The 2,445-nt window shown below is 75.1% G+C and carries 1 pseudogene; it reads left to right on the top strand.

Annotated elements, in window-relative coordinates:
* Positions 1–2,445: pseudogene (locus EYA84_RS30525) on the top strand (DUF11 domain-containing protein); the annotation flags it as partial.

Here is a 2,445-nt window from a genome sequence, read left to right as displayed (position 1 = left end):
CGCCCGCGCCGGCCCCGACCACGCCACCCGCTCCGGCCCCGAACGACGCCCTGAGCCAGCGGATCGCGTACGCCGGCACCGGGCACCGCAGCCTCGGTGTCGTCACGGGCGAGGGCGCAGCGGCGACGGCGGCACCGTTCTTCGGCCCCGGCCCGGGCCACTTCGACGACGAGGTCTCGGCCCGGGGGTCGACGGTGACCTGGGTGGGTCGGCGGGACGCCCGCACCACCGAGGTCTACCTGCGCCGGGGCACGGGTCCGGTGCAGCGGGTCACCCGGAACTCGACCGACGAGTCCCGGCCGGTCCTCTCCCCCGACGGCACCCGGATCGCGTACAGCTCCGCCGCCGGGCGGGCCGATGGCGCGCACGACGTCTTCGTGGTCGACGTCGCGGGCGGTGACAGCCGACGGGTGACCGACGGCACCGGCGACAACAGGTGGCCGACCTGGTCGCCGGCGGGTACGACGCTGGCCTTCGCCGGGCTGCGCGGCGACGCCACCGTCCCGCAGGTCTACCGGATCTCCGCCGACGGCGGCCCCGCCGTGCAGGTGACCACCGAGCCCACCGGGGCCGCCGAGCCGGCCTGGGACCCGATCCCGGCGCACGGGCGCCTCGCCTACACCGTCGGACCGGCCGAACCGGCCCCCGAGGTGTGGCTGATCGCGCCGGACGGCACCGGTCGGGCCCAGATGCTGCCCGGCGGCTGGCAGGCCCGACAGCCCGCGTGGACCGCCGACGGGGCGACCGTGGCGTTCGTCAGCCGGACGCTGCCGGACGGCGGATCGGCCGGAGACGTCGACCGGCTCTACTCGGTGCTGGTGCAGGAGGACGTGTGCCAGTGCGTGGTGGTGCAACGACTCGACGAGAACCGGGACGTCACTCATCCCACCTGGTACACCGTCCCCGGCAGCGACACCGAGTCCCTGCTGGTCGGCCGGACCAGCGCCCTCGACCGGACCACCGCCACCCTCCAGGACATCCGGCCGGACGGGGTGGACCCGCGTGACCTGGGCGTACCGGTGCTTCGCGAGGACCCGGGGGCGCTCGACAACTCCTTACTGCTCTGGGAGCCGGAGGACGGTGACCCGTGGTTCGAGCGGCAGGCGTACTCCCCGGACGGGCGACAGATCGCGGTCACGCGGTTCGAGACGGTCGACGGCGTACGGACCGAACGGCTCTGGATCGTCGACGCCGACGGGGGTCGACCCCGCCTGCTGCCGATCGCCGGGCGGGGCAGCGGCGACCGGGAGACCGACCCGGCGTGGTCGCCGGACGGCACCCGGCTGGCCCTGGTCCGCAACTCGCCGGGCGACGGCCCGGGGGGACGAACCCCGTCCCGGATCGAGGTGGTCGACGCCGTCGACGGGGAACTCCTGCTGGACCTGCCGGTCCCGGTCCCGCTGGCCGGACTCGACGACACCCAGCCGGCCTGGTCGCCCGACGGCACCCAGATCGCCTTCACCCGGGGCACCTACCGGGGTGAGGTGTCCACCCACATCTGGACCGCCAACGCCGGCAACGGCCTCGACCAGACCGACCTGACCGAGACGATCTGCGGCGTCGGATGCCCGGTCGTCGATGACAGCGCCGCGTACTCTCCGGACGGCACCCGCCTGGTCTTCAACCGGGAGGCCGACGGTCTGGTCCTGCTCGACCTGGACGACGGCGACTGCCGGCTGCTGCTGCCCGCCGGTGGCGGATCCTGCGCACTGCCGGTGCCCGACTCCGAGGACGCCCCGCACCAGCCCCGCGACGTGGCCTGGTCGCCGGACGGCGAGCGGCTCGCCTTCTCGGCCCGCCGCGCCGAGGGCAACAACGCACCCGAGGCACTGTGGAGCTACGACCTGGCCGACGGCACGGTCGGCCCGCTCACCGCGCACCTGCCCGGACGGCAGAAGGAGCCGAGCTGGCAGCGTCGCGTGGATGTCGCCACCTCCGTGTCGGCACCGGCGCCGACCACCACGGTCGGCGGCCGGACCTCGCTGCGGCTCGCCGTCACCGACCAGGGGCCGACCGCCGCCGACGACGTCCAGGGCGTCCTGCGCGTACCGGCCGGACTGTCGGTGACCGGCCTCGACACACCGGCCGGCGAGTGCGACCTCGCCACCCTGCGCTGCGCGCTGGGTCGAGTCGAGGTGGGACGTACCGTCGAGGTCCGGGTCGACCTGGTGGGTACTGCTCCCGGCAGCTTCGAGGTGGGCTGGTCGGTCGAGACCAGCCCGACCGACGCGGACCCCTCGGACAACGCCACGGTGACCACCGTCCGGATCGTGCCCGCGCCGGCGGGCAGCCCGGCCGACCCGACGATCACCGTCTCGGTCGACCCGCAGCCGGGATACGTCGGCGGTGTCGTCACCGTCCGGTACACGGTGCGCAACGCGGGCGGGACCACCGCGACCGGCCTGCGGGTCCGCGCCGACCTGAACCTGGCCCTCACCGCCGAGG

The sequence above is a fragment of the Verrucosispora sp. SN26_14.1 genome (assembly GCF_004307965.1).
Taxonomy (GTDB): Bacteria; Actinomycetota; Actinomycetes; order Mycobacteriales; family Micromonosporaceae; genus Micromonospora.
The sequence above is the reverse complement of the archived record's forward strand: the minus strand, read 5'-3'. Positions and strand labels throughout refer to the sequence as shown.